This is a genomic window from Gilliamella sp. LMG 34359 (assembly GCF_984569085.1).
In genome coordinates this window covers 936,906-960,111 of sequence record NZ_OZ474906.1, presented here as the reverse complement: position 1 = coordinate 960,111, position 23,206 = coordinate 936,906, and the positions used below count along the sequence as shown (strand labels likewise).

General features: G+C 36.3%; 18 protein-coding genes and 4 tRNA genes. 4 read left to right on the top strand and 18 right to left on the bottom strand.

What is annotated here, in order from left to right:
- Nucleotides 1-9 precede the first annotated feature (9 nt).
- Complete coding sequence (locus AC5LXV_RS04545; RefSeq protein WP_493467484.1) at nucleotides 10-1,422, top strand: FAD-dependent oxidoreductase; 1,413 nt, start codon at nucleotides 10-12, stop codon at nucleotides 1,420-1,422.
- A gap of 129 nt (nucleotides 1,423-1,551) precedes the next feature.
- Here AC5LXV_RS04545 and AC5LXV_RS04540 read toward each other — a convergent pair whose 3' ends face one another.
- The 4 genes from AC5LXV_RS04540 to mazG form a co-directional block, all read right to left on the bottom strand.
- Entirely contained in the window at nucleotides 1,552-1,845 is a 294-nt protein-coding gene (locus AC5LXV_RS04540) for a hypothetical protein (protein WP_493467483.1), read from the bottom strand.
- A 258-nt stretch (nucleotides 1,846-2,103) separates the two neighbouring features.
- Nucleotides 2,104-2,796: a glutathione S-transferase family protein gene (locus tag AC5LXV_RS04535; protein WP_493467482.1), complete on the bottom strand. Its 693-nt coding sequence runs from the start codon at nucleotides 2,794-2,796 to the stop codon at nucleotides 2,104-2,106.
- Nucleotides 2,797-2,885: 89 nt separating this feature from the next.
- Nucleotides 2,886-3,326 carry a hypothetical protein gene (locus AC5LXV_RS04530; protein WP_034883136.1) on the bottom strand — a complete coding sequence of 147 codons (441 nt, stop codon included), beginning with the start codon at nucleotides 3,324-3,326 and terminating at the stop codon, nucleotides 2,886-2,888.
- On the bottom strand, nucleotides 3,319-4,116 hold the full coding sequence (gene mazG, locus AC5LXV_RS04525) for a nucleoside triphosphate pyrophosphohydrolase (RefSeq protein WP_493467970.1): 798 nt from the start codon (nucleotides 4,114-4,116) through the stop codon (nucleotides 3,319-3,321). Before mazG ends, AC5LXV_RS04530 begins: the two co-directional genes overlap by 8 nt.
- Nucleotides 4,117-4,344: 228 nt before the next feature.
- Here mazG and AC5LXV_RS04520 point away from each other — a divergent pair, with 228 nt between their 5' ends.
- Complete coding sequence (locus AC5LXV_RS04520; protein WP_493467481.1) at nucleotides 4,345-6,348, top strand: OPT family oligopeptide transporter; 2,004 nt, start codon at nucleotides 4,345-4,347, stop codon at nucleotides 6,346-6,348.
- A 45-nt stretch (nucleotides 6,349-6,393) separates the two neighbouring features.
- Here the strand turns inward: AC5LXV_RS04520 and AC5LXV_RS04515 are convergent, their stop codons facing one another.
- The 6 genes from AC5LXV_RS04515 to AC5LXV_RS04490 form a co-directional block, all read right to left on the bottom strand.
- Nucleotides 6,394-7,542: a glycerate kinase gene (locus AC5LXV_RS04515; RefSeq protein ID WP_493467480.1), complete on the bottom strand. Its 1,149-nt coding sequence runs from the start codon at nucleotides 7,540-7,542 to the stop codon at nucleotides 6,394-6,396.
- 62 nt (nucleotides 7,543-7,604) lie between these two features.
- Nucleotides 7,605-8,507, bottom strand: a complete 903-nt coding sequence (garR, locus tag AC5LXV_RS04510; protein WP_493467969.1) for a 2-hydroxy-3-oxopropionate reductase — start codon at nucleotides 8,505-8,507, stop codon at nucleotides 7,605-7,607.
- A 14-nt stretch (nucleotides 8,508-8,521) separates the two neighbouring features.
- Nucleotides 8,522-9,292, bottom strand: coding sequence for a 2-dehydro-3-deoxyglucarate aldolase (garL, locus tag AC5LXV_RS04505; RefSeq protein WP_493451891.1), 771 nt, complete (start codon nucleotides 9,290-9,292; stop codon nucleotides 8,522-8,524).
- Between the two features lie 47 nt (nucleotides 9,293-9,339).
- Nucleotides 9,340-10,674: a glucarate dehydratase gene (gene gudD, locus AC5LXV_RS04500; protein WP_493467479.1), complete on the bottom strand. Its 1,335-nt coding sequence runs from the start codon at nucleotides 10,672-10,674 to the stop codon at nucleotides 9,340-9,342.
- A gap of 42 nt (nucleotides 10,675-10,716) precedes the next feature.
- Nucleotides 10,717-12,054, bottom strand: coding sequence for an enolase C-terminal domain-like protein (locus AC5LXV_RS04495; RefSeq protein WP_493467478.1), 1,338 nt, complete (start codon nucleotides 12,052-12,054; stop codon nucleotides 10,717-10,719).
- A gap of 39 nt (nucleotides 12,055-12,093) precedes the next feature.
- On the bottom strand, nucleotides 12,094-13,425 hold the full coding sequence (locus tag AC5LXV_RS04490; protein ID WP_493467477.1) for an MFS transporter: 1,332 nt from the start codon (nucleotides 13,423-13,425) through the stop codon (nucleotides 12,094-12,096).
- Nucleotides 13,426-13,880: 455 nt separating this feature from the next.
- On the opposite strand from AC5LXV_RS04490, the gene garD reads away from it, so the two are divergent.
- Nucleotides 13,881-15,419, top strand: coding sequence for a galactarate dehydratase (gene garD / locus AC5LXV_RS04485; RefSeq protein ID WP_493467968.1), 1,539 nt, complete (start codon nucleotides 13,881-13,883; stop codon nucleotides 15,417-15,419).
- A gap of 86 nt (nucleotides 15,420-15,505) precedes the next feature.
- Here the strand turns inward: garD and AC5LXV_RS04480 are convergent, their stop codons facing one another.
- Nucleotides 15,506-16,666: a sugar diacid recognition domain-containing protein gene (locus tag AC5LXV_RS04480; RefSeq protein WP_493467967.1), complete on the bottom strand. Its 1,161-nt coding sequence runs from the start codon at nucleotides 16,664-16,666 to the stop codon at nucleotides 15,506-15,508.
- Between the two features lie 90 nt (nucleotides 16,667-16,756).
- Between AC5LXV_RS04480 and AC5LXV_RS04475 the strand changes: the two genes are divergently transcribed.
- Entirely contained in the window at nucleotides 16,757-18,679 is a 1,923-nt protein-coding gene (locus AC5LXV_RS04475; RefSeq protein WP_493467476.1) for an ABC transporter ATP-binding protein, read from the top strand.
- Between the two features lie 82 nt (nucleotides 18,680-18,761).
- Here AC5LXV_RS04475 and nusG read toward each other — a convergent pair whose 3' ends face one another.
- The 7 genes from nusG to AC5LXV_RS04440 all read right to left on the bottom strand — a co-directional run bounded on the left by nusG (nucleotide 18,762) and on the right by AC5LXV_RS04440 (nucleotide 21,614).
- Nucleotides 18,762-19,307, bottom strand: a complete 546-nt coding sequence (gene nusG / locus AC5LXV_RS04470; RefSeq protein WP_065563741.1) for a transcription termination/antitermination protein NusG — start codon at nucleotides 19,305-19,307, stop codon at nucleotides 18,762-18,764.
- 1 nt (nucleotide 19,308) lies between these two features.
- Nucleotides 19,309-19,710, bottom strand: a complete 402-nt coding sequence (gene secE, locus AC5LXV_RS04465) for a preprotein translocase subunit SecE (RefSeq protein WP_493451895.1) — start codon at nucleotides 19,708-19,710, stop codon at nucleotides 19,309-19,311.
- Nucleotides 19,711-19,844: 134 nt separating this feature from the next.
- Nucleotides 19,845-21,029, bottom strand: coding sequence for an elongation factor Tu (gene tuf, locus AC5LXV_RS04460; RefSeq protein ID WP_034882428.1), 1,185 nt, complete (start codon nucleotides 21,027-21,029; stop codon nucleotides 19,845-19,847).
- A 183-nt stretch (nucleotides 21,030-21,212) separates the two neighbouring features.
- Nucleotides 21,213-21,288, bottom strand: a tRNA-Thr gene (locus AC5LXV_RS04455).
- Between the two features lie 3 nt (nucleotides 21,289-21,291).
- A tRNA-Gly gene (locus AC5LXV_RS04450) sits at nucleotides 21,292-21,366 on the bottom strand.
- Nucleotides 21,367-21,421: 55 nt separating this feature from the next.
- A tRNA-Tyr gene (locus tag AC5LXV_RS04445) sits at nucleotides 21,422-21,506 on the bottom strand.
- A 32-nt stretch (nucleotides 21,507-21,538) separates the two neighbouring features.
- Nucleotides 21,539-21,614 (bottom strand) — tRNA-Thr (locus tag AC5LXV_RS04440).
- Between the last annotated feature and the right edge of the window lie 1,592 nt (nucleotides 21,615-23,206).

The following is a 23,206-nucleotide window of genomic DNA, read 5'->3' as shown; positions in this document are numbered from 1 at the left end:
GAACACGATATGAGTCAGAATGTTTATCAGTTTATCGATTTACAACGTGTTGATCCGCCTAAAAAATCGCTAAACGTTCGTAAAATTGAATTTGTTGAAATTTATGAGGGATTTTCCGCCTCACAATCACAAGCTCAGGCAGATCGTTGCCTTGCTTGTGGCAACCCTTATTGTGAATGGCGCTGTCCGGTACATAACTATATTCCAAATTGGTTAAAATTAATCAATGAAGGCAAAATTTTAGAAGCGGTTGAACTGTCTCACAAAACCAATAGTTTACCAGAGGTGTGTGGTCGAGTTTGTCCACAAGATCGTCTATGTGAAGGATCTTGTACTTTGAATGCTGAATTTGGTGCGGTAACTATTGGTAGTATTGAGCGTTATATTACCGATGAAGCCTTTAAAATGGGATGGAGACCAAATCTCTCTAACGTGGAGAAAACCGGGTTGAGAGTCGCAATTATTGGCGCTGGCCCGGCCGGCTTGGCTTGTGCTGATGTTTTAGTACGTAATGGTGTCACCCCTGTCGTTTTTGATCGCCATCCTGAAATCGGTGGTTTATTAACATTCGGTATTCCAGCCTTTAAATTAGATAAAGAGGTCTTAGTTCATCGTAGACATGTCTTTAGCGAAATGGGCGTTGAGTTCCGCCTTAATACTGAAGTGGGTAAAACAGTACAATTAGCCGATCTTCTCGCTGAGTTTGCTGCTGTTTTTGTTGGGGCTGGTACTTATCAATCAATGCGTGCCGGGCTTGAAAATGAAGATGCTGACGGTGTCTATGATGCATTACCATTTTTAATTGCTAATACGAAACATATTATGCAGCACCAACAAACTGACGATGCGCCTTATGTAGATATGAAAAATAAACGTGTCGTGGTATTAGGCGGTGGTGATACTGCCATGGACTGCGTAAGAACATCTATCCGTCAAGGTGCTACTGAAGTGACGTGTGCATATCGCCGTGATGAAGCCAATATGCCTGGTTCTAAACGTGAAGTTAAAAACGCCAAAGAAGAAGGCGCACAATTCCAATTCAATGTACAACCACTGAGTATTGAAATTAACAATGTTGGGCATGTTACTGGCGTAAAAATGGTAAGAACAGAGCTTGGCGAACCCGATGCGAAAGGTCGTCGCTCACCAGTGATTATTGAAGGCTCAGAATTTGTGTTACCGGCAGATGCGGTGGTAATGGCATTTGGCTTTAAACCGCATGCGATGCCGTGGTTAGCTGAACATGGGGTTGATTTTGACGATAGAGGACGGATAATTGCCCCTGAAAGCAAAGGTTATCAAACCTCGAATGCCAAAATCTTTGCTGGCGGAGATGCTGTGCGTGGTTCTGATTTAGTCGTCACCGCAATTAGTGAAGGACGCAAAGCTGCTGAAGGTATTTTAGATTACTTAGAAGCATAATTGCTAATATCATTATTAAAATAACAAACCCGTTTTAAGCAAACGGGTTTGTTAATGATAAATCAGTTTATTTGAGTGAGAGTAACTTAGTAAAATAGCGCAATTTCCACCACAAAATAGCTATAACCGTTAGGCTAGCTCGGCATCTATTATGAGTTTTTCGTTGCCATTTACATCAATCAATTCAATCGATAACCAGTCAAAACCGTCACATAGTAGCTGTTGCCAAGCTATTTTTCTCCCATCAACCAATATTACCTGACCTTTTTCACCTAAGTCATAAAGTTCTTTTTCAGAATCATAGTCAATACTATAACCGAATGTTAATTTTATTTTTGACGCAGACACTTTAAGTTTTTCAAATGACCGATTGTTTTTTTTCTTCATCAGAGTGATTGTCACAAAACATTGCGTTATAGCCATGCACCGTTTCATCAAATAACAATATTTCTTCTTCACTATTAATGGATTTTGCTACAATCTTAATATTGGCGAAAGTTGGTTCTACACCGGCAATATAGCCATTTTCTAATTCGCCATAATAGTAAATCTCAAACCATTGTTCTTTAGTTGATGACTGGATAAAAAAAGAAGTTAGCCCGTCAACCTCATCCTCGATAATGTTTATAGCGTATGTGTTGAAAGAGATGGTATTTTTATGTTATCTCTACCTATCATTACTTATCTTTGTAAACGATAAGGTTCATCCATCGCGACAAAAGATCTTTCTTGTAATGCTTCATTGATCCAATCTTTAATGCCTTTAGTATTACAGATAATATCAATATAGTTGCTAACACTTGAACTTGTTGCTATATGATAATTTTTTAATCTTAGGCACAAAGGAGCATAAAAGGCATCGGCTATGCTAAAATCACCAAATAAATAGTCACAATTTGATTTTTTCGAGGCTAACGACGAGGATAATAAATCATCTAAAAACATGATTTCTTTTTTTACCTCTAAATGGTCTCGTAATATTATTTGCCCTACTTGTGGAAACTCGGCTTCAATATTCATCGGCAAATAAGTTCGAATAGCTTGAAATCCAGAATGCATTTTAGCCACTAAACTGCGAGCGATTGCTCTTTTTTTGAGTTCAGCCGGCCATAAAGCTAAGTCGCCATGCTTTTCTGCTAAATATTCACAAATAGCTAAAGAGTCACTGATCACTAAATCACCGTCAATTAGAATAGGTACCGTGCCATATTTTGAAACAGCGAGCATGGTCTTTTTGAACAAAGAATCATCAGTAAAACTATCAAATTTAACCAGCTTTTCGTTAAAAGGAATATCAAAATATTTCATCACAACCCAAGGACGCATCGACCATGTTGAGTAGTTTTTATTACCAATATAAAGTGTATATTTCATATTTAAAATTGCTTTTAACAGAATTTATTAAAGTCGGAAAACTTATCTGCTTACCAACTTTTTTCAATCATATTTATTGCAAATGTAATTTATAGATAAACTAAATTGGTACCTTTTTCTGGTTGGAAAACCGCTTTGCCAAATTCATCAAGAAAATAAGCAATATGATCCGCTTTATCACCTAATAAACGACCTTTTACTTTATTCCACGTGAATAATGCTATGGTTGAATCAGGTTCACAGCAAATTAACATAGGTTGTTCTAGTTCTTGGTTCCAATAAAACTGACCACCATATAATTTATGTGCAGTTAGTAACAGATAACAGCCATATTCTTGCGATATCATATTCAGTTGTTCTTCTGGCAGACCAAAGCTTTTATCCGCCATTTCGCCAATAATCATCTCAACAACAGTAATACTTTTTTCAGAATAATCGAGTTGATTAATACTCCAAGTTGGGCTATGTAAAATAGCATTTTGTGCCCATGCTTCGATCTCTTGATACAATTCATTTTTTTGTTCAGTCATTTTGTTTTACTTCGCTAGGTATTTTTTCAGTTTGTTTGACAATTTGCCATGCATCTTCCATTTCTTCAAGTGTTGCATCAACTAAATTGTGATTTTTTTGTTTTAGCAGTGATTCAACTTGTTTAAAACGCCTAATAAACTTGTTATTAGCATTTTGTAAGCATAACTCCGATTTAACTTTTAGATGTCTTGCTAAATTGACGGTAGCAAACAACAAGTCTCCCATTTCTTCTTCAACTTTTGATTGATCAATAGTTGATTGTGCTAATTCTTGTTCAACTTCATTGATTTCTTCTTTAACCTTAGCAATAACCGGTTGTAGTTCATTCCAATCAAAGCCAACAGATGCACAACGTTTTTGAATTTTTTCAGCCTTCATTAATGCTGGGATTGCGGTCGGGATATCATCTAATAGCGAATATTGTGCTCGTTTATCGCGTTCTTGTTGTTTAAGTTGTTCCCAATTCGGTTTAATAGTCGTATTATTGGAAAAAACATGCGGATGACGACTGACCAGCTTATCAGCGACAGTCTGACAAATATCATCAAAATTAAAAAAACCTTGTTCACTTGCTAAATCCGCATAAAAAACAATCTGAAACAATAGGTCGCCCAATTCACTTTTAAGTTCAACCATATCTTTTTTTTCGATAGCATCTAAAACTTCATAAGTTTCTTCTAATGTATAGGATTTTAACGAATCAAAAGTTTGCTTACTGTCCCATTCGCACCCTTTAATAGGATTGCGTAATTGTTTAGTAATCGCTTGTAGACGTTCTAATTGGTTCACAATATCTCTCACAAAGTAATAATCATTAACTAACATTGTAATGGTTTCAAAAAGAAATGGTAATTCTTTAAGAACTAAATAGTAAACATTCAAAATATATTAAAAAATATTTTCATTTAAAAACAACTATCAAATACCAAAAAACAACATCACTTCGCAGTTTTACACGCAAAATAATCTAATTAAGTATATAATACGCTTAACTTCAACTGGAATTACATTAAAAACATGAGTAAACTACGAGAACTTACATTTAGAGGGATTATTCTTGGTGCACTAATAACAATTATTTTTACCGCATCAAATGTTTATCTTGGCTTAAAAGTCGGCTTAACTTTTTCATCGGCTATTCCTGCAGCAGTCATTTCTATGGCGATTTTACGCCTTTTCCCGGATTCAACCATTTTAGAAAATAATATGGTACAAACACAGGCTTCAGCAGCAGGAACTTTATCTTCAATTATTTTTGTTATACCCGGTTTATTAATGATGGGGTATTGGCATGATTTCCCATTTTGGTTAACCTTTGCGGTATGTTTGGCTGGCGGTATGTTAGGTGTGTTATTTTCTATACCGCTTAGACATGTCATGGTAGTAAAAAGTAATTTACCTTATCCTGAGGGGGTTGCTGCGGCTGAAATATTAAAAGCCGGATCAAAGACTGAAGGTAGTGATGCTAATGATGGACTAAAAGATATTTTATTTGGCGGCGTAATTGCCTCTATAGTCAGTTTATTTACTAATGGGTTTAAATTACTCTCTGGGAGTTCAGCTTATTGGTTCACGGCAGGTAAATCAATATTCCAAATTCCTTTGGGGTTTTCTTTAGCGTTACTTAGTGCCGGTTATTTGATCGGTATTATCTCAGGTATTGCAATATTGATAGGTATGGTTATTGCTTGGCTATTTGGCATACCTATTTTAACTGCCATCATTGGCTATGATTCAAGTTTACCGTTATCTCAAGTTGCCATGCAATTTTGGGACAGTGATATCCGTTTTATTGGTGCTGGAACTATTGCTATTTCAGCTGTATGGACTTTATTTTCATTAATCAAACCTGTTATTGAAGGGTTGAAAATTTCTTTTAAGACCTTACGTTCAGATGTATCGATACAAGACGTACCCACCACAGAACGCGATCTGTCTCCGAAATGGATCTTTTCAATTATGGCGGCAATGTTAGTCATTTTAGTGGCGACTTTTTACTCATTTATTGCCGATAGTGGTTTATCAAGTGGTGTGGCATGGTCATTAGTTGCTTGTGCAGTGTTGTTCTCTTTTATTATGGGATTTTTAGTTGCTGCTGCTTGCGGATATATGGCCGGTTTAGTTGGTTCATCTGCAAGCCCGATGTCTGGCATTGCAATAGTCGCTGTTATTGTTGTTTCACTTATCTTATTAGGACTAGGTGAAGTAAATGGTATGTTATCAACAATAGAAGGATCGAATTTTGCAACCGCATTAGCCCTATTCACCACTAGTACGGTTTTAGCTATAGCATGTATTTCCAATGATAATTTGCAAGATTTAAAAACCGGTCACTTAGTCAATGCAACCCCTTGGAAACAACAAGTTGCTTTATTAATTGGTTGTTTTGTTGGCGCTTTAGTTATAGCACCTATCTTAGAAACGTTATACCATGCCTATGGCTTTACTGGTGCGATTCCTCGTAATGATATGGATCTTACGCAAGTTTTAGCCGCGCCTCAAGCATCGCTAATGACAACCATTGCCCGAGGTATCTTTTCGCATCAACTTGATTGGACAATGATTTTTATTGGTTTAGTATTAGGAGCCATAATTATCATCACTGATTTAATTTTAGCAAAACGTCACTCGAAATTTAGATTACCAGCGCTCGCTGTCGGATTAGGAATTTATCTACCGCCGAGTGTCACCACACCGATTTTTGTCGGTACATTATTATCTTGGATTATTAAACGTTATACTTATGCTAAAGCTAAAAGAAGTAATCTCGATCCGAAAGTACAATTTAAAAAAGTGGATCGCAAAGCCGCTTTAATAGCATCAGGTTTAATCGTTGGTGAAAGTCTAATTGGGGTTATCTTAGCAGTAGTCATCGTAATCAGTATAACTAATGGCGGCAGCGATGCGCCACTGGCAATATTTAATAACCTAGGAAATATACCGCAATATTTAGGTTTGTTTGTATTTATCTTTATCTGTTGGCTTTTTATTCGTCGAGCGTTGTTGGCACTTAAACGATAACATCATTATGATGCCCTTTATCAGACAGATAAAGGGTATTAATGACTATTGAAGGTTACTACCTAATTTAAGTGTTAAGGCAATATTCATTGAGGTTTGATAAAGATTCGCTTTTGCCGTTGCTGGATCAAGTACTTCCGACAAAGTCGCAACTTTACTTAAAATACTAAACATGGCATTAATACCATAAGGATAAATAGTTTCAGCCTTGTCACCCAAACTACCAACAATAGCAATTACAGGTTTTTGGTATTTTTTGGCAATACTAGCTACCCCTACTGGTACTTTACCATTGATACTTTGGTAGTCTAATCGCCCTTCACCGGTAATAACTAAATCAGCATTAGAAATAAGCTTATCTAGATTTAGTGCTTCAGTAATAATTTCAATTCCAGGTCTTAACTTAGCATTCATAAATGCTAATAAAGCTGCCCCCATTCCACCAGCAGCTCCCGTCCCTGGGGTAAATTCAATATCCATATTAAAGCTACGTTTTATTACTTGAGCAAAATGTTTAAGGTTTTTATCAAGTAAACAAACATCGTCTTGTGTCGCGCCTTTTTGTGGACCAAATATGTATGAAGCACCATTTTCACCCGTTAACGGATTAGTAACATCACAAGCAACTTCAAAATTACAATCTTTAATACGGTGATCAATTTCACTAATATCAATTTTATCAAGTTCACTCAATGAAATTCCGCCATAACCGATTTGATTACCATATTTATCTAAAAGCTTAACACCTAATGCTTGCAACATCCCTGCGCCGCCATCATTTGTTGCACTACCGCCTATACCAATGATAAATTTTTTACAACCTTTATCTAGAGCATCTTTGATTAATTCTCCAGTACCATATGAGGTAGTAATTTTAGCGTTTCGTTTATTAACAGGTACACGCTCAAGGCCACTGGCAGTAGCCATCTCTATCAGAGCTGTTTGTCCATCTCCTGAAATACCATAAATAGCCAAACCTTTTTCACCTAATGGGTCAGTAATCGATACTGTGATTTTATTTCCATTTAATGCATCAACCATTGCATCAACAGTACCTTCACCACCATCAGCAACTGGAATCAAAAAGTATTCAGCCTTTGGGTATACGTTTAAAAATCCATTTTTAATTATATTAGCAACCTCAATAGCACTTAGGCTTTCTTTAAAAGAATCAGGAGCGATGACAATTTTCATATTTATCCTTATGCAATTAGTCAAAGTATTGAGTATGTCGCCATACTCAATCTCAACCTTAATTATTTAATTTCTATTTTTGCTAAAGATTCATAGTAACGTGCTAATGCACTATGATCACAATTACCCAGACCATCAGTTTTTAGGGCTTGCATCATTTCCATAACAGCTGCAGTTAGTGGTAATGATGTACCAACGCCGTGAGAAGTATCTAAAGCATTTTGTAAATCTTTAATGTGTAAATCAATTCTGAATCCTGGTTTGAAATTACGATTTAAAACCATAGGTGCCTTAGCATCTAGTACTGTACTTCCCGCTAACCCGCCTCTAATTGCTTGATAAACTAACTCTGGATTTACACCAGCTTTAGTTGCTAAGACTAATGCCTCTGACATAGCTGCAATATTCAAAGCTACAATTACTTGATTTGCTAATTTAGTGACATTACCAGCACCAATTTCACCAGTATATACCACTGAACCAGCCATGGCTTTCATTATGTCATAATGTTTATCAAAGATAGCTTTATCACCACCTACCATGACCGATAAAGTACCATCAATTGCTTTTGGTTCTCCGCCACTAACTGGCGCATCTAACATTGCTAAACCTTTTTTAACAACTTCATCGTGAATTTCACGACTTGCTAAAGGTGCAATTGAACTCATATCTATGATAGTAGTACCTGGTTTAGCACCATCAATTATCCCATTTTCACCTAAAACAACTTCTTTTACATGTGGTGAATTAGGTAACATAGTAATTATAACGTCACAGAGTTGAGCAACTTCTTTAGCATTTACAGCACTTTGTGCTCCAGCAGCAACAACTTCATCAATTGATGATTGATTTTTATCACAAACTACTAATGAATAACCCGCTTTTAACAGGTTTTTGCTCATCGGTTTACCCATAATACCTAAACCAATAAAACCAATTTTCATTTTACTCTCCTTTTTTACAATTAAACTAGTACTAGTTACTTTAAAAACTTATCGGCTAATGTTTGAGTTGAGTTTCTTAACAAACTAAGATCACTACCAACCGCTACGAATGTTGCCCCCATATCAATATAATGATGAGCATCAGCTTCTATCGGTGCCAAAATACCGCATGCTTTACCTTGTGCTTTAGCAACATCAAAAACATGTTTTATCGCTGCTTGCACTTCAGGGTGCTTAGGATTACCAAAATGACCTAATGAAGCAGAGAGATCACTCGGTCCAACAAAAATACCATCAATACCATCAACTGCAGTTATTGCTTCAACATTATCTACTGCTTGTTGAGTTTCAATTTGTACCACAACACAAATATTTTGATTAATTTTAGTAAAATAATCAGTAATAGTGCCAAAGCCATTACTACGATGAGAAACAGAAACCCCTCTTACCCCCTCAGGTGGATAGCGAGTATAAGCTACTGCTGATTTGGCTTGTTCGACTGTTTCTACATAGGGGATTAAGAAATTATAAAACCCAATATCAAGTAATCGCTTAATTAAAACTTGATCATTCCAAGCAGGACGAACTATCGGTGCACTACTACTATCTTTTAATGCCATCAATTGCGGTACAAACGTGGTAACATCATTAATCGCATGCTCACCATCTAGTAACAACCAATCAAAACCAGCTAAACCAAGTATTTCTGTTGAAATTGGATTTCCTAAAGCAGCCCAACAACCAATAAGTTTTTTACGTTCTAACATATCTTGCTTAAATTGGTTGTGGCAGGTTATAGTTTTCATAATTTACCTTTTAAATTCTCGAGTTATTTTTGATAATAATAGTTCAATTATCTAACTAAACATGGTTTTTTATTATCAAACTGCCAGCCAGGAATTAAATATTGCATGGCCATTGCATCATTTCGGTTACCAAGACCCATTTTCTTAAATAACTCATGAGCTTTCATTACTTGATCCATATCAATTTCAATGCCTAATCCTGGTTTTTCCGAAACCTTAATTTTACCATTGATAATTTGTAATGGTTCTTTCGTTAAACGTTGGTTACCTTCCTGCCAAATCCAATGAGTATCCAGTGCAGTTGGATTGCCTGGTGCTGCTGCACCTACGTGTGTGAACATAGCTAAAGAGATATCAAAATGGTTATTAGAATGTGAGCCCCATGTTAAACCAAATTCATGACACATTTGTGCAACACGAACTGAGCCATTCATGGTCCAAAAATGTGGATCAGCTAATGGAATATCAACAGATTGTAACGATAATGTATGTCCCATTTGACGCCAATCGGTTGCAATCATGTTGGTAGCAGTCGGTAAACCCGTGGCCCGACGAAATTCAGCCATGACTTCTCGCCCTGAATAACCTTGTTCAGCACCACAAGGATCCTCTGCATAAGCCAAAGTATTTTTCAAATATTTACCAATACGAATCGCTTCCTCTAATAACCATCCTCCGTTAGGGTCAAGTGTTACTCGAGCATCTGGGAATTTCTTTTTAATTGCTATTACTGCTTCTGCTTCATCTTCTGCTGATAAAACACCGCCTTTTAATTTGAAATCGCGGAAACCATATTTTTCATAAGTAGCTTCAGCCAATTGGGCAATTTTTTCAGGCGTTAGTGCTTCTTCATGTCGTAGGCGATACCAATCACATTTTTCATCATTTTGACTTTGATAAGGTAAATCTGTTTTGTTGCGATCACCGACATAAAATAAGTATCCTAACATTTCCACTTCATCACGTTGTTGACCATCTCCAAGTAATGATGCCACAGTAACGCCTAAATGTTTACCTAGTAGATCTAACATAGCTGCTTCAATCGCAGTAACAACGTGAATTGTTGAACGTTGATCAAATGTCTGATTACCTCGACCACCAACATCTCGATCAGCAAATTGAAGACGCACTCGATTCATCACATTTTTATATTGGCCAATAGATTGACCAACAACTAATGATTTAGCATCTTCTAATGTTTTAGTAACCGTTCCGACGCACGGTACTTCGCCGACACCTATGTTGCCTGAGTTATCTTTTAGGATAACAATATTCCGAGTAAAATACGGTGAATGTGCACCACTTAAATTAAGTAGCATACTGTCATATCCAGCGACTGGATAAACATTCATTTCCGTTATAATTGGCGTTGATAAACTCATAATATTAACCTCTTAAATTTCTTGTATTTCTCTAATTCTGTTTTAACGAACCATGCAAGGTCGTTTACGATCAAACTGCCAACCAGGAATTAAATACTGCATTGCAATAGCATCATTACGTGCGCCATTTGCTAATTTTTTATGTAATTCATGAGCATTCATAATTTGTTGCATATCTAATTCAATGCCTAATCCCGGTTTATCATGTAATTTAATTTTGCCATTGCTAATTTGTAATGGGTTTTTAGTCAATCTAGCCTGTCCTTCCTGCCATATCCAATGAGTATCAAGTGCAGTTGGATTGCCTGGTGCCGATGCACCAACATGACTAAACATCGCTAATGAGATATCAAAATGATTATTAGAATGGCAACCCCAAGTTAATCCCCATTCATGACAAAGCTGAGCAACCCGACTTGCACCAGTTAAAGTCCAAAAATGCGGATCTGCTAAAGGTATATCAACAGCTTGTAACATAATTGAGTGACACATTTCTCGCCAGTTAGTTGCAACCATATTCGTTGCTGTTGGTAGACCAGTGGCACGACGAAACTCTGCCATTACTTCACGTCCCGAATAACCATTTTCTGCACCACAAGGGTCTTCGGCATAAGTCAGGACATGGTTAAGCCCTTTACATAATCGTATAGCATCTTCCAATAACCAACCGCCATTAGGATCTAAAGTAATTCTAGCATCTGAAAAACGTTTTTTTAGCTCAGTGACCGTTTCAATCTCTTTTTCACCAGCTAATACACCACCTTTCATTTTAAAATCTTTAAAACCATAGCGATCTTTTGCTACTTCAGCTAATTCTATTACCGACTGAACTGTCATCGCTTCGCGGCGTCGAATGTTGTACCATTCATGACCAGTTTTGAGTGGCTGGTCATAAGGTAGATCAGTTTTCTTATCATCGCCAATATAAAACAAATAGCCTAAAACAGTTACTTCATCTCTTTGCTTGCCACCACCTAATAGTTCAGCTACAGGCACATTTAAAAATTGCCCCATTAAATCTAATAGCGCTGATTCTAAAGCTGCTACAGCATTAACCCTTAGTTCAAATGTCCATGCACCTTTACCAAAAGTATCATAATCAGAATCTAAATAGCCTTGGTGCATATCATTTACGATACGATTAAGAATCGAAATAGGTCTACCTTCAACATGTGCACAAGCTTCCTTCAATGCATTTTCAATTGTTGAACCACCAGGCGCCTCACCAACACCGACATGACCAGCACTATCCGTTAATATAACAATATTACGGGTAAAGTATGGACCGTGAGCACCACCAATGTTCATTAACATACTGTCGTAACCTGCAACAGGTATAACTTGCATTGAACTAATAATTGGAACTGATTGAGTATTCATATTACGATTCTCCATTTCATAAATTTGCTTTACTATTTTTTAGTCCTTTTTCTTTAATTCCATTCGTTTAATTGGACCAACAAGAACTAAATAACTAAAAGCAGCAACAAACGCATGACCGGCAACAAATACTAATGCCCATTCAAAGCGCCCTGTCCATGCCACAATATAACCAATAATAATTGGAGAAATGATACTTGATGCATTACCAAACATATTAAATAACCCACCAGCTAAGCCACTCATTTCTTTTGGCGCTGTATCTGCCATTACAGCCCAACCTAACGCACCAACACCTTTGCCGAAGAAAGCCATCGACATAAATAAAATAACTAGTCCAATTGAATCAACGTAATTACACATAATCATAGTCATTGAAAATAACATGCCTAAAATGATAGGTGTTTTACGGGCTATTGATAAAGAATTGGTTTTGCGCATAATGAAATCAGAAATAACCCCACCACTAATTCCACCAATAAAGCCACAAATAGCAGGAACTGCAGCAGCAAAGCCTACTTCTTTAATATTCATTCCACGTTGTGTTGCTAAATAAATAGGGAACCAAGTAATAAAGAAGAATGTTAAACAGTTGATACAATATTGACCTAAATAAACACCAAGCAACATTCTATTGGTCAATAATTGCCATAAATAACCTAATTTTGGACCTTCTTGTTTACCATTGTCTTTTTTCTGATCCATATCAACTAAAGCACCACCTTCAACGATATAATCAACTTCTGCTTGATTAGCTAAAGGATGATCTTTAGGGTTGCGAATAATGAATAAGGTAATTGCACTGACAAAAATTCCCAATCCCCCCATGAAAAAGAATACTGATTGCCAACCATACTCATGAGTCAACCACCCCATAATTGGTGCAAAAATAACGGTTGCAAAATATTGTGCAGAGTTAAAAATTGCTACAGCTGTTGCTCTTTCTTTGGCTGGAAACCAAGCGGCAGTTATGCGGCTATTACCAGGAAATGATGGTGCCTCAGCAAGTCCCATTAAAAAACGAAACGTAAAGAGCATAATCAGTGCCCAAGCACCAATAAAGAAATGTACTGTACCTTGTAATAAAGTGAAAATAGACCAAAATAGAATACTTAAAAAATAGACTCGCTTTGAACCAAACCTATCTAGTAACCATCCCCCTGGTAATTGTCCTATTACGTAGGCAATACCAAATGATGACATAACCCATCCCATGGCTGCGGCGTCAAATCCTAACTCCCCCGACATGGCCTTTCCTGCTATGCCTAATGTTGCTCGGTCGCCGTAGTTAATCGCTGTGACTATAAATAAAAAAGTGACCGTCATCCATCTGATATTAGTCCTTTTTTGTTTGGTGTTGTTTATTTCCATGTTTAGCTCCTAAACTTATAACTTTTTTACAGTTAATCATTAAATATAAAGGTATAGCTGAAGTAGAAAATAAATAGACTTTTTTACGTTTCTAAGATAATCCACTAATAGTAAATAAGTATGGAGGGTTCACCATTAAAATTCATTGGACAAAATCACAAAAAATAAACTGAATTTGCATTAATTTATATGCAAATGCATAAATCAATGTTACGTTCTTCACAAAAATTGACTAGAACAGCAAAATTTTGTGATACAAAGCGACTTTTATAGGTATTTTTATGATATTAAGCTGATTTTGAAGCTAATAATTGTGAATATGCACAATGCTATTTATTTTATTCGGATTTAAGATATAAGGATGAAATTATGAGAAATGTTATAAAATTTAATTTGCTATTAATTAATATATAAAAGTTAATTAGCATAAGGGGAGTTGAGTAATGGAGAAGCAAATTAACAAGCCGCTCTTTATCAAAATTAAAGCAATTGATAATGTTGCAATTGTTGTCAATAATAATGGTTTACCCAAAGGCACGATTTTTGACAATGGATTACAATTAATTGAAGATGTACCACAAGGACATAAAGTTGCATTAAATGATATTAACCAAGGAGAAGCTATAATACGTTATGGTGAAACCATTGGTTACGCCCAAAAAGACATTAAACAAGGTAGTTGGATAAATGAAACTGTAACATTAATGCCAACTGCGCCAGAATTGCATGAATTAGAAATAGCAACGAAAAAAGCGGATCCATTACCACCTTTAGAAGGTTATACTTTTGAAGGTTACCGCAACAAAGATGGTTCGGTAGGCACTAGGAATATACTTGGTATTACCATGAGTGTTAATTGTGTTTCGGGCGTTGTTGAATATGTTGCCAAAATTATTGAACGTGATTTATTACCCAAATACCCTAATGTAGATGGCGTCGTGCCACTGACCCATTTATATGGTTGTGGTGTAGCTATTGACGCTCCAGCAGCTATTGTACCAATTCGTTCTATTCATAACTTAGCTAAGAATCCTAATTTTGGTGGTGAAATTATGGTGATCAGTTTAGGATGTGAAAAGTTACAACCTGAAAGACTACTCAAAGGTACTCACGATACTATTCCAATAAAATTAGAAGATGATGACCTTGTTACTTTACAAGATGAACATGGGTTTAAAGCCATGGTTGATCATATTTTGCGTGTGGCAGAAAAACACTTACAACGTCTAAACCAACGCAAACGTGAAACTGTGCCGGCAGCAGAATTAATCGTCGGAATGCAATGTGGTGGTAGTGATGCATTCTCGGGGGTTACCTCTAATCCATCGGTTGGTTTTGCATCTGATTTATTAGTCAGATGTGGAGCCACAGTTATGTTTTCTGAAGTAACCGAGGTGCGTGATGGTATTCATTTGCTTACGCCAAGAGCAGCTGATGAAGAAGTCGGTAAAGCACTAATTCGAGAAATGCAATGGTATGATGAATATCTTGCGGCAGGAAAAGTTGATCGTAGTGCCAATACTACACCAGGCAATAAGAAAGGTGGCTTAAATAACATAGTTGAAAAAGCAATGGGATCAATTGCAAAATCAGGCACAAGTCTAATTGTTGAAGTATTATCTCCCGGTCAAAGACCAACCAAAAAAGGCTTAATCTTTGCTGCAACACCTGCTAGTGATTTTGTGTGTGGTGCTCAACAGGTAGCATCAGGTATTACGTTACAAGTATTCACGACTGGCCGTGGAACACCATATGGATTAGCGATGGTACCTGTCATTAAAATGTCTAGCCGTAATATTGTCGCAGAACAGTGGTTCGATCTTATTGATATTAGTGCTGGAGATATTGCTTTAGGCAAAGCAACTATTGAGGATATCGGTTGGCGACTTTTCCATTTAATCCTTGATGTAGCTAGTGGGCGCAAACAACCATGGTCAGATCATTGGAAATTATACAATCCACTAGCTATTTTTAATCCGGCGCCAGTGACCTAAAAAACAATAAAACACATATAAATATAGTATTAATTGCGATTCTAAATACACCTTAATTATTAAAAAATAAAAAGTGTATTTAGAATTTATTCGTTTCTGTCCAACTGTAATCCAATATATAATAATAAACGATCGTCAAATTTGGCTAGATTTAAACCGGTCAAATTAGCAATTTTATTTAATCGATATTCTAATGTATTACGATGAATAAACAGCTCATTGGCAGTGTCACTATTCTGCACATTATTCTTAAACCAAGTTTGTAAGGTTTTTTGCAATACACCATTGTTGTCACCCATCTTTAATTTTTTTAGAGGTAATAATAATTCTTCAGCTTGCCAATCATAACTTAGACCATGTAATAAAACAGGAAGAATAAGTTCTTGATAATAATAATTACGAATGTTAGGCATTCTCTGTTTACCAATTAACATTGTTGTTTTAGCTGTTTGATAAGATTTAACTAATGGATAAGGATGATGTTCAAAATAGTTACCTAATGAGATTCGGATATCTAACTGCGTAGATTCTTTAATGGTAATAACTAATTGTTTTAATTTCTTTTTGTGTTCTGTTAAATCCCATCGACCATAACGATTTAAAGCAGGAATTAAAATAACTAATTCAGTAATCGATTTAATCGCAACTAAATCATGTTTGCTCACATGTTGGATTTGATTTTGTAGATATTGTAATTCACTCATTGCAGTATCAATGCCTAATTGACCACTATCAACCTCAATCATGCACACTACTCGCGGTAACTGTAAATTAATATCTAATCGCTTAACCCATTGCACCATACTTTCAGGCAAAACTTCTTTTTCAATAAGAGTAAGAATTAATTCTTCTTTTAAACGATTATCATAAGATAATTCTTGTAATAATTGGGTTTGTTCCATCATCATCTCTGCTGACATACAGACCAATTCACCAAATTGACGAATATCTGATGGTTCACCAGTTAAACCAATAACGCCAACTATGCGATCATTAAGTTTTAATGGTAAATTGATACCCGGTTTAACGCCTTTCAGACGTTTAACCATTGTGCCATCAATCGAAACAATCCTTTTTTGTGAAATAGCTAATATTGCTCCTTCATGTAATTCTCCAATACGTTCTAAATCACCACTACCAATAATACAACCGTCCGCATTCATTACATTGATATTACAATCAATAATTTTCATAGTTCTATCGACAATTTGTTGTGCAATTTTAGGTGTTAGACAATAAGAAGCCATTACCATATTAAATTTCCTATTATGATTTTGCATAAGCTTTATTTTTTGTTAGCATAACACATTTTATATCGAATCATAGGTGACGACGTCATGATAGTATTTGATTCTATCCAAATTCGCAGAGGTGTTAATCTGCTTTTAGATAACGCATCTGCAACAATTAATCCTAAACAAAAAGTTGGATTAGTCGGTAAAAATGGCTGTGGTAAGTCCACACTTTTTTCTTTAATTAAAGGTGAAATTCAAACAGATGCTGGTAGTGTTTCTATCCCTTCTCAATGGCAATTAGCCTGGGTAAACCAAGAAACGCCCGCGTTAGATACCCCAGCTATCGAATATGTTATTGATGGCGATCGTGAGTTTCGCAAATTAGAACAAGATCTAGAAACCGCGTACGAAAAAAATAACGGTGAACAAATCGCCCTTATCCATGAAAAACTTGATAATATCGATGCTTGGACTATCCGCTCTCGAGCGGCAACATTATTGCATGGTTTAGGTTTTTCTAATGAACAATTAACACTACCGGTTAAATCCTACTCTGGTGGTTGGCGTATGCGACTTAATCTAGCACAAGCGTTAATGTGCCGTTCTGATTTACTGCTTCTTGATGAACCAACTAACCATCTTGATTTAGACGCAGTGATGTGGTTAGAAAGATGGTTAAGTAATTATCAAGGTACACTTATTTTAATCTCTCATGACCGTGATTTCTTAGATCCATTGGTTAATAAAATCATTCATATTGAACAGAAGAAATTATTTGAATACACAGGTAACTATTCATCATTTGAGACACAGCGCTCGGCAAAACTGGCACAACAACAATCCATGTATGAAAGTCAGCAACTTAAAGTTGCTCATTTGCAAAGCTATATCGATCGTTTTAGGGCTAAAGCAACCAAAGCAAAACAGGCTCAAAGTCGAATAAAAATGTTAGAAAGAATGGAACTGATTGCGCCAGCTCATGTTGACAATCCTTTTCATTTTAAATTTCGACGACCAGAGTTCTTACCTAGTCCATTATTAACCATGGAAAATATCGTTGCGGGGTATGGTGATAAAGTTGTCTTAGAGCAGATTAAACTTAATTTAGTACCTGGCTCACGTATCGGTCTGTTAGGTCGTAACGGTGCAGGTAAATCAACACTGATTAAACTGCTAGCCGGCGAATTACCACCGATGGTAGGTCATGTTAGTTTAGCTAAGGGTGTACAATTAGGCTATTTTGCACAACATCAATTGGAATATTTACGCGCTGATGAATCAGCTTTATGGCATTTAAAACAACTTGCAGAACCAAAGAATACCGAACAAGAATTACGTAATTATTTGGGAGGATTTGATTTTCATGGTGATAAAGTTAGTGAGCCAGTAAAAACCTTTTCAGGTGGCGAAAAGGCTCGATTAGTTTTAGCGTTAATTGTTTGGCAGAAACCAAATCTACTGTTACTCGATGAGCCAACAAACCACTTAGATTTAGATATGCGACAAGCATTGACTGAAGCATTAATCGATTTTGAAGGTGCATTAGTTGTGGTCTCGCATGATAGGCATTTATTACGTTCTACCACTGATGAGTTTTACTTAGTTCATGATCATAAAGTTGAACCTTTTAATGGTGATCTTGATGACTATCATAAATGGTTGACCGATGAGCAAAAGGCTGAAAATCAACCGCAAGAAAAAGATAAACCAGTAAAAAAAGAAGTGTTGCCTAAAGTTTCTGCACAAGAACGTAAAGAACAGAAACGAAAAGATGCAGAAGCCAGAGCACAAATACAACCATTGAAAAAACAGTTACATAAAGAAGAACAAACTATTGCTCATTTAAATGATCAGTTAAAAGTCATTGAAGAGCAATTAGCTGATTCATCAATTTACGAAACGGATAAAAAATCAGAATTAACACAATTATTACTTAATCAAAGTAATTTAAAGGCTGAATTAGATGAATCAGAATCAAAATGGTTAGAGTTACAACAGCAATTGGAAGAGTTCGAGGCTAATTAACTATCAGTTTAGTAAATTTAAACACCTAAAACAAAAAATCACAGCATATAGCTGTGATTTTTTTAATTAGATGACAAATAGATTAACTTTTTTCTACTTGGCTAAAATCTAATTCAACAGGCGTAGAGCGACCAAAAATAGAAACAGATACTTTCAAGCGGCTCTTTTCGTAATCAACTTCTTCGACGACACCGTTAAAGTCGGCAAATGGACCTTCATTAACGCGCACAAGTTCGCCCGGTTCAAATAAGGTTTTCGGACGAGGTTTATCACCAACTTGCTGTAAACGATTCATGATAGCATCAACTTCACGTTGGCTAATTGGTGCTGGTCTATCTGAAGTTCCACCAATAAATCCCAAAGTTCTTGGAACGCTTTTAACGAGATGCCAAGTCGCATCGTTCATCATCATTTCAACTAAAACATAACCTGGGAAAAATTTACGTTCGCTTTTACGGCGTTGGCCACTTTTCATTTCAACAACTTCTTCAGTTGGCACTAAAACTTCACCGAAAGAGTCTTCCATATTATGTAATTTAATATATTCACGTAATGATTGTGCAACACGTGCTTCATAGCCAGAATAAGCTTGGATCACATACCAGCGTTTTTGTTGTGTTTCACTCATATTAACGCCCTATTAATGTTAAATAAAAGATGATTGAACGGAACAAAGAATCCATTCCCCAAAGCGCAGTACCAACAATAACGGTAATAACAGCGATTAATAAAGTTGTTTGTACCGCTTCTTTACGCGTTGGCCATACCACTTTTCTAAGCTCTTTTCGCGATTCTTGTAAAAATGTTATAAATGATTTTCCTTTATTGGTTGTAAATGCAATAAATAAGGTTAAAAGCGAAATCACAACAACCGCAATAATTCGAACAATTGTGTTTGGTTGGTAGATATCATTAGGCAAAGAGAAATAATAATTTCCCCAAACGATTAACGCAATTAATACTAGAACCAAAACCCATTTAAATTTGTCTAGAACTGTGCTTGTATCTTGACTCTCGTTACTTACTAGCATATAAAACCTATGATTATGTTATTTATAATATTATCCATTTTCCAAAATGCTCTTTTCGTTAAAAACATTTTGCTAAACAGACTAGATAAGAAAGGGCATCAAACGACACCCTTTCTCGATCGTAATTACTTAAATTATTTGATAACTTTAGCAACAACACCAGCACCAACAGTACGACCACCTTCACGGATAGCGAAACGTAAACCGTCTGCCATTGCGATTGGGTGAATTAATGATACTGTCATTTTGATGTTATCACCTGGCATTACCATCTCTACGCCTTCTGGTAATTCGATAGTACCAGTTACGTCAGTTGTACGGAAGTAGAACTGTGGACGGTAGCCTTTGAAGAATGGAGTATGACGACCACCTTCATCTTTACTTAGAATATACACTTCTGATTCAAAATCAGTATGTGGTGTGATTGAACCAGGTTTCGCTAATACTTGACCACGTTCGATTTCTTCACGTTTTGTACCACGTAGTAATACACCTACGTTCTCACCAGCACGACCTTCGTCTAGTAATTTACGGAACATTTCTACACCAGTACAAGTTGTTTTAGCTGTTGGTTTGATACCAACGATTTCAACTTCTTCACCAACTTTGATTACACCGCGCTCTACACGACCTGTCACTACTGTACCACGACCTGAGATTGAGAATACGTCTTCGATTGGTAATAAGAATGGTTTATCAATGTCACGCTCTGGTTCTGGGATATAAGTGTCTAATGCTTCTGCTAATTCAACAATTTTTTCTTCCCATGCTGCATCGCCTTCTAACGCTTTAAGCGCTGAACCACGAATTACTGGAGTATCGTCACCTGGGAAATCGTATTGAGATAGAAGTTCACGTACTTCCATTTCAACTAATTCTAATAACTCTTCATCATCAACCATATCGCATTTGTTTAAGAATACGATGATGTAAGGAACACCTACTTGACGACCTAAAAGAATGTGCTCACGAGTTTGTGGCATAGGACCATCAGTTGCCGCTACTACTAAGATAGCGCCGTCCATTTGTGCCGCACCAGTGATCATGTTTTTAACATAGTCAGCATGGCCTGGGCAGTCTACGTGTGCGTAGTGACGAGTTGGTGTATCGTATTCAACGTGTGAAGTGTTGATGGTGATACCACGAGCTTTTTCTTCTGGTGCGTTATCGATTTGATCGAATGCACGAGCTTGACCACCGTATTTTTTAGAAAGTACAGAAGTAATAGCTGCAGTTAAAGTTGTTTTACCATGGTCAACGTGGCCGATTGTACCAACGTTAACGTGGGGTTTTGTACGTTCAAATTTTTCTTTAGACATTTATCGTCCCTCAATGTAATACAAATCGGTGGTGAATCACCACATTAACCAAGTATCATATTTAGTTTTAATAATAATACTAACTTAAAATTAGCTCTGCATGATAACAGATAAAGCCATCTAGTGACAAGCTTTAAAGCAGTTAAATCTGATTTTTTTAGAAGTTTAGGAAAGTAACAAGAATGGTGCTGATAGGCAGATTTGAACTGCCGACCTCACCCTTACCAAGGGTGCGCTCTACCAACTGAGCTATATCAGCAATTGGAGCGGGCAGCGGGAATCGAACCCGCATCATCAGCTTGGAAGGCTGAGGTAATAGCCATTATACGATGCCCGCATGTTCAAACTCGGCTACCTAAATGCTTCAATTAGCAATTGCTAATGTTAGATAATGGTGGTGGGGGAAGGATTCGAACCTTCGAAGTGTGACACGGCAGATTTACAGTCTGCTCCCTTTGGCCGCTCGGGAACCCCACCCCGAATCATTATAAACTGTTTACTTAGGAAAATGGTGCCGGCTGCCGGAATCGAACTGGCGACCTACTGATTACAAGTCAGTTGCTCTACCTACTGAGCTAAGCCGGCCTAAGTGCTGCGCATTATGTACTAGAACATTTAACGTTGCAAGCGAAAAAAACATTTTTTTTATTGTTTGCTTAAAAAAAAATCAAAAATCCAAAAAAAACCTAAAATATAGACTATTTTAGGCTTTTTTTTAGTCGATAATAATATTTAAATTATTTCTTTTCAGTTGCTTTTTTCTTGGTTGAAGTAACACCTTTAACCGCTACATATTCATAAATATCCTCATTAATATTGCCATTATTTTGATATACATGACCATAATAAAGATCAAGCTGAATTTATTCGTTTAATAAAATTAAAAATAAAATATCTAAGAGATAAACTATTTCAGGCTTTTGTTAAGCAAAAATACTGTTTTAACGTACTTCTTGGGGCGTTTTTTGTTAATTATAATTGCCATACACCCTTTAGCAACTTAGTAATCTGTTATATTTTAGTGGAATGTCGACACTTTTTTATATAACAAAATCAAAGGGTAAAGGTTTATAAAATGCCATCGGTGTCAAATAACTTAATAATGAATGCAGCCGATTGTTGTTGTACCAATATGTATAAGTAGAAAAACTTTGTCTTGGTTCATTGTCTAAGTTCATTGATATCGGTGAATACCTTATTTTGGACAAATTCAGTTTTAATTGTTTTAAATATCGCTTCAGCAACGGCATTATCGTAAGGACATGCTTTATGGCTCAATGAGCGAATGATAGCAAATACCTAAAAACAACTATCGAGTAATTGCTTATCAAACTCTTTTCCTCTTTCTCAATGAAATAGTGCGATTGAGGATAATGGTGCTTTAATTTGGCTTAATGGTTGCATAACAAGCTCGGCTGTTTTATGTTGTCCAATACTAAATCCGGCTATCTTTCATGCTGAGAGTTCGAGTAATACACCCAGATAATTCCATTTTTGCCCCACTTTTAAATAAGTCAAATCAGCAACAATAATATTGGCTTTTACGCCCACGGTAAAACTCACTGTAATACATTGGCAATCGCAACGGAATTAACTTCTTTAGAACGGTTTTTATACCGTTTTACGGTATATTTTGCTTTCAATGATAATACTCTTATACTTATTCGCTAATTTTTTTATGAAATGGTGTTACCTTGCTCCACCGCTGTTGTATACCAATATACCGCCCTTTGTTTATCTTGTGTTACCCCTTAACGCATTGTACCACATCACGACGAGATACTATGATACCTTGATTTGACAATACTTTTCCTATCCTTCGGGTTCTATAAGATTGATAGCTACAATTAAAAATAGATTGAATCTCTTGTACATACTGTAAAACTTTTTTCTCAAGGAGCGTTTTGCTCTGATAATAAAAGTAATGCCTTGCTATAGTTAAACATCAACACAACCAACTTAATCAATGGCGATGTCGATTTGATGGTATCACTGCGATTTTCGCCCGATTATCAGTGCGGCTTGCTTGAGTATATCGTTTTCCATCAATATCCGTTTATTCTCTTTGCGCAAGGCTAGCAACTCATTATCTTCAGTACTTCGATTATCTTTAGTTTTGAATGAACCCGTTGTTGAGTATTATCCATCTAATGCTGATGGCGTTAACTCATACGGTA